Source organism: Nocardioides sp. (assembly GCF_034670285.1).
In the GTDB taxonomy this organism is placed as follows: domain Bacteria; phylum Actinomycetota; class Actinomycetes; order Propionibacteriales; family Nocardioidaceae; genus Nocardioides.
Window position 1 is genome coordinate 1 of record NZ_JAXMNS010000279.1, and the last position, 5,172, is coordinate 5,172.

Annotated in this window: 6 protein-coding genes; 4 read left to right on the top strand and 2 right to left on the bottom strand. The window is 71.0% G+C overall.

Annotation, left to right across the window (positions count from 1 at the left end; translation table 11 throughout):
- Positions 1–153 precede the first annotated feature (153 nt).
- Positions 154–861: an acetoacetate decarboxylase family protein gene (locus VOI19_RS13735; RefSeq protein ID WP_323793526.1), complete on the bottom strand. Its 708-nt coding sequence runs from the start codon at positions 859–861 to the stop codon at positions 154–156.
- Positions 862–979: 118 nt separating this feature from the next.
- Between VOI19_RS13735 and VOI19_RS13740 the strand changes: the two genes are divergently transcribed.
- Complete coding sequence (locus VOI19_RS13740; protein WP_323793527.1) at positions 980–2,404, top strand: NAD(P)/FAD-dependent oxidoreductase; 1,425 nt, start codon at positions 980–982, stop codon at positions 2,402–2,404.
- A gap of 203 nt (positions 2,405–2,607) precedes the next feature.
- Here VOI19_RS13740 and VOI19_RS13745 read toward each other — a convergent pair whose 3' ends face one another.
- Positions 2,608–3,711: an NADH:flavin oxidoreductase gene (locus VOI19_RS13745; protein ID WP_323793528.1), complete on the bottom strand. Its 1,104-nt coding sequence runs from the start codon at positions 3,709–3,711 to the stop codon at positions 2,608–2,610.
- Between the two features lie 84 nt (positions 3,712–3,795).
- Between VOI19_RS13745 and VOI19_RS13750 the strand changes: the two genes are divergently transcribed.
- The 3 genes from VOI19_RS13750 to VOI19_RS13760 form a co-directional block, all read left to right on the top strand.
- Entirely contained in the window at positions 3,796–4,092 is a 297-nt protein-coding gene (locus VOI19_RS13750) for a metal-sensitive transcriptional regulator (RefSeq protein WP_323793529.1), read from the top strand.
- Between the two features lie 40 nt (positions 4,093–4,132).
- Entirely contained in the window at positions 4,133–4,336 is a 204-nt protein-coding gene (locus VOI19_RS13755) for a heavy-metal-associated domain-containing protein (RefSeq protein WP_323793530.1), read from the top strand.
- Positions 4,333–5,172 (top strand): cation transporter (locus VOI19_RS13760; protein WP_323793531.1); only part of this gene is annotated, 840 nt, incomplete at its 3' end. The genes VOI19_RS13755 and VOI19_RS13760, both read left to right, overlap by 4 nt.

The following is a 5,172-nucleotide window of genomic DNA, read 5'->3' on the forward strand; positions in this document are numbered from 1 at the left end:
GGTCGGTCAGGGCATCGCCGGCGATGTCGCAGGCGCCGACGTTGGCGCCGCGCGCGGCGGCGCGCACGGCCAGCTCTCGACCGAAGCCGCCGGCGGCACCGGTGACGACGACGGTCCGGCCGGCCAGGTGGTTCGTCGGCCCGGACTGCTCCGTCACAGGGCCGTGCCGAGCTGGAAGACGGCTGAGAGGCCCTCGCCCCACGTGGCGAAGTCCGCGGGCTTGGGCAGCCCGAGGGTGCGGAGCTCGTCGGCGATCGGTCCGGTGCCGAGGGTGAGGTCGACCTGGTCGGCCTCGATGAAGCCCGAGGCGAGGTCCATCCCGAGCGGCGTCGCCTGCGGCACGCCGTCGAGGTAGGAGTAGCTGACGGCGTCGATCCGGGTCGCCTCGCTGAGGGCCGGGGCGCGCGGCACGGTGACGGTCAGGGCGACGTCGTCGCCGTCGCGCAGCTCGAAGGTCACGTGCGAGTCGGTGTAGGTCGCGTCGATGCCGACGACGACCTTGGGGAAGCCCATCACCTCGTTGCCGGCCTTGCAGGTGAACTCCTGGTCGACGGGCATCCGGTAGACGAAGGAGCCCATGACGTCCTCCGGGGCGCCGGCCGGGCGGGCCAGGAAGCCGAGGTTGACCTCGTTGTAGTCGCCCCACGGGTTCTGCCGGTAGTCGACGATGCTGATGATCAGCTGGGCCGTGCCCGGCCCGATCTCGGCGATCTCGAAGGCGTCGCCCGGCAGCAGCGCGGCGGCTGCGTCGGCGGGAACGCTGAAGCCGAGCGTGGCGGAGTTGAAGTCGTCGACGGCCATCGGGAAGGTGATCTCCCGGCCATCGATCGTGCCCCAGGTGGTGATCGGGGTGGTGGTCATGTCGTCGTCCTCCAGCTCGGTGCGGGAATTGGCACGCGTCAAATTAGCGCACTCGTGTGGCCTGCGCCACAGTTCGACGCCCTCTGGTTGTTTGCCGGTGGCCCAGTAGGTTGGGGTGATGAGCACGCGTCGTACGGCCGTCGTCGTCGGTTCCGGCCCCAACGGGCTCGCTGCAGCGGTGGCCCTGGCCCAGCAAGGCGTCTCGGTCACGGTGCTGGAGGCGGCCTCCGAGATCGGCGGTGGCACCCGCACCGCCGAGCTCACCGAGCCGGGTGTGCTGCACGACGTCTGCTCGGCGATCCACCCCTTCGGCGTGGCCTCGCCCTACCTGCGCACGCTGCCCCTCGCCGAGCACGGCCTGCGCTGGGTCTGGCCCGAGATCGACGTGGCACACCCCCTCGAGGACGGGAGCGTGGGCGTGCTCGCCGGCGACGTCGTCCAGACCGCGGCCGGCCTCGGGGTCGACGGACGACGGTGGCGCCAGGTCTTCGGCCCGCTCGAGGCAGCCTTTCCGCAGCTTGCCGACGACATCCTCGGTCCGCTGCTCAGCGTGCCGAAGCACCCGATCAAGCTCGCACAGTTCGGGCTCCGAGCCGGGCTGCCCGCGACGGTCCTGGCGAAGACGTTCAAGACCCCGCAGGCGCAGGCGCTCTTCCTCGGCTGTGCCGCCCACGTCTACCGGCCGCTCAACCGCCCGGCCTCCGCCGCCGTCGGCGCGATGATGATCGCCGCCGGGCACGTCCACGGCTGGCCGGCAGCGCAGGGCGGCTCGCAGGCGATCACCACCGCGCTGGCGAGCCTGCTCGGCGAGCTCGGGGGCTCGATCGTGCTCGACCACCGGGTCTCCTCGGTAACCGACCTGCCCGCCGCGGATGTCACGCTCTTCGACACCACGCCGACCGGCTTCGCCGACATCGTCGGTGACCTGGCGCCGAGTCGGCTCGGCAAGGCCTACCGCTCCTGGAAGTACGGCCCCGCCGCCTTCAAGGTCGACATCGCCGTGCGCGACGGTGTGCCGTGGACGGCGCCGGAGGCCCGCAAGGCCGGCACCGTGCACGTCGGCGGCTCGCCCGACGTGGTCGTGCAGGCCGAGCGCGACGTCGTCGCGGGACGGATGCCCGAGCGGCCGTTCATCCTCGTAGGCCAGCAGTACCTTGCCGACCCGACCCGCTCGGCCGGCGACCTGCACCCGATCTGGGCCTACGCCCACGTGCCGAACGGCTACGCCGGCGACGCGACCGGCGCCGTCCTCGACGAGATCGAGCGCTACGCCCCGGGCTTCCGCGACCGGGTGGTCAGCACGAGCGTGATGACGCCGGCCGACTACGAGAGCTACAACGCCAACTACGTCGGCGGCGACATCGCGGCCGGCTCGAATTCGCTGCCGCAGCTGATCGCGCGTCCTGCCTTGACCGCGGACCCCTACGACACCGGCGTTCCCGGGATGTATCTCTGCTCGGCCTCGACGCCGCCCGGCGCCGGCGTCCACGGCATGTGCGGCTACCGGGCGGCGCAGAGTGCGCTGAAGCACCTGCGCCGCTGACCACCCTGGTCATCGAGTAGCCGGGGAGCGAGCGCAGCGAGCCACCGGCGTATCGAGATGTGGGTGAGGTGGGTGGGGCGTCTCGATACGCCGACTCCTCGCTTCGCTCGTGGTCGGCTACTCGACGACCACCCTGGTCATCGAGTAGCCGGGGAGCGAGCGCAGCGAGCCACCGGCGTTTCGAGATGTCGACGACCGGCAGGTCACTCGATGAGGTCGTCCCACCCGCCCGAGAGGTAGTCGATGAACGTCGGCGAGACGCACTCGGCGACGAGGTGCTCGCGGGTGACCGGACGCGACATCGCGACGAAGCCGGCGTCGGCGACCGCGGAGGAGGCGAAGTCGTGGTGCAGGATCGCGCCGATCCCGACGCTGACGAAGTCGGCGCCCTTCTCGAGGCACCAGGCGGCGTCGGAGGCCGAGAGCACCTTGCCGGCCACCCCGAGGCGGGTCTCGCCTCGCTCGAGGGAGGTGAAGTGCTCGATGAGGAGGCGGTCGTCGTCGCCGGTCTCGCCGCGCGGGTGCATGAAGACGTCCCACAGCGACATGTCGATGTAGTCGAGGGTCTGGGCCGCGAGCATCGTCGCGGCCACCTCGACGCCGTCGGCGAGCGTCATCCCGCTGCCCTCGGGGGTCAGGCGCAGGCCGAGCTGGAAGTCGGGACCGGTCGCGGCGCGGATGCCGTCGACGACCTCGACCAGGAACCGCATCCGGTTGGTGGCCGAGCCGCCGTACTGGTCGGTGCGGTGGTTGTTGCGGGCGTCGAGGAACTGGCAGGCCAGGTAGCCGTGAGCGCCGTGGATCTCGGCGCCGTCGAAGCCGGCCTCCTCGGCGCGCACCGCGGCAGCCACGAAGTCGGCGACGCTGTCCTGGATCTCCTCGGTGGTCATCGCGACCGAGTTGGTCTTCGGGTCGTCCCACGGACACTGGTTGGGCCGGCCGCTGAGGGCCGGGTCGGCGCGGCGGCCGCCGTGGTGCAGCTGCACCGAGGACGTCGTGCCGGTGGCGCGCAGGCCGTCGGCCAGACGCGTGAGTCCCGGCAGGTGGTCGTCGGAGGCGACGCCGAGCTGTCCGGGCCACGCCTGACCGGCCGGTGACACGAACGCCGCACAGGTCATCGTGAGACCCATTCCGCCGCGGCCGCGGGCCTCGAGCCAGCGGTACTCGTCGTCGGAGAGCGTGCCGTCGGCGTGGCTCTGGGTGTTGGTGAGCGGTGCCAGGGCGAAGCGGTTGGCCCAGCTCGGTCCGTGGGCGAAGGTCAGCTGGGTGCCGGGGGTCACGGCGGGCGTGGAAGTCAGGGCAGTCACCGGACCATCCTGCCTGGTTCGTGGTGAGTCGTGTGACGGGGCGGAGTGGTTGAATCGACTACCCTAGGGGGGTACGGTGTTGCTATGGACCATGAGACGCCGCCGGGCTACCTGACCCGCAAGGACGACTACCTGCGCCGCATGCGTCGCATCGAGGGTCAGGTGAAGGGCATCGAGCGGATGATCGACCAGGAGAAGTACTGCATCGACATCCTCACCCAGGTCTCGGCGGTGACCAAGGCGCTCCAGGCCGTCGCCCTCGGCCTTGTCGACGAGCACATGAGCCACTGCGTGCTCGACGCTGCCAGGACCGGCGGGTCGGAGGCCGAGATCAAGCTCAAGGAGGCGTCCGAGGCAATCGCACGTCTCGTGCGTTCGTGAAGACCACACCCTCTACCCACCAGATCACCCAGGAGAACTCATGACAGTCCAGAGCTACACCGTCAACGGCATGACGTGCGGGCACTGCGTTGCCTCGGTCACCGAGGAGATCACCGAGCTGGCGGGCGTCACCGACGTGGCCGTCGACCTCCCCACGGGCGCCGTGAGCGTCACGAGCGTCGAGCCGCTCGACGACGACGCCGTCCGCGCCGCCGTCGAGGAGGCCGGCTACCAGCTGGCATGAGCGCCCCCGACGTGACCTCCCACGAGGTCGAGCTCGCGATCACCGGGATGACGTGCGCCTCGTGCGCCAACCGCATCCAGCGCAAGCTCAACAAGCTCGACGGTGTCGAGGCCAGCGTCAACTACGCCACCGAGAAGGCCAGCGTCACCTACGACGACTCGGTCACGACCGACACGTTGCTGGCGACGGTCGCCGCCGCGGGGTACGCCGCCGCCGTACCGCTGCCCGACGTCGAGCGCGACCCGGACGCCGGAGGCGGGGTGTCGCTGCGCACGCGCATGATCGTCTCGGCGGTGCTCAGCGTGCCGGTGATCGCGATGGCCATGGTGCCGGCGCTCCAGGTCGACGGGTGGCAGTGGATCTCGCTGGTCCTCACGACCCCCGTGGTGGTGTGGGGCGGACTGCCGTTCCACCGGGCCACGTGGACCAACCTGCGCCACGGTGCGACGACGATGGACACCCTCATCACGATGGGCACCCTGGCCGCCTTCGGCTGGTCGCTCTACGCGCTGTTCTTCGGCTCCGCCGGGATGATCGGCATGCAGCACACCTTCGAGCTGAGCGTCGCCCGCAGCGACGGCTCCGACAACATCTACCTCGAGGCCGCCGCCGGGGTGACGACGTTCCTGCTGGTCGGTCGCTACCTCGAGCACCGCGCCAAGGGGCGCGCCGGCGCTGCGTTGCGAGCACTGCTCGACCTCGGGGCCAAGGACGTCGCGGTCGTGCGCGACGGCGTCGAGACGCGCGTGCCGATCAGCAGCCTGGTCGTCGGCGACACCTTCGTCGTACGCCCCGGCGAGAAGATCGCCACCGACGGCACCGTCGTCGACGGCTCC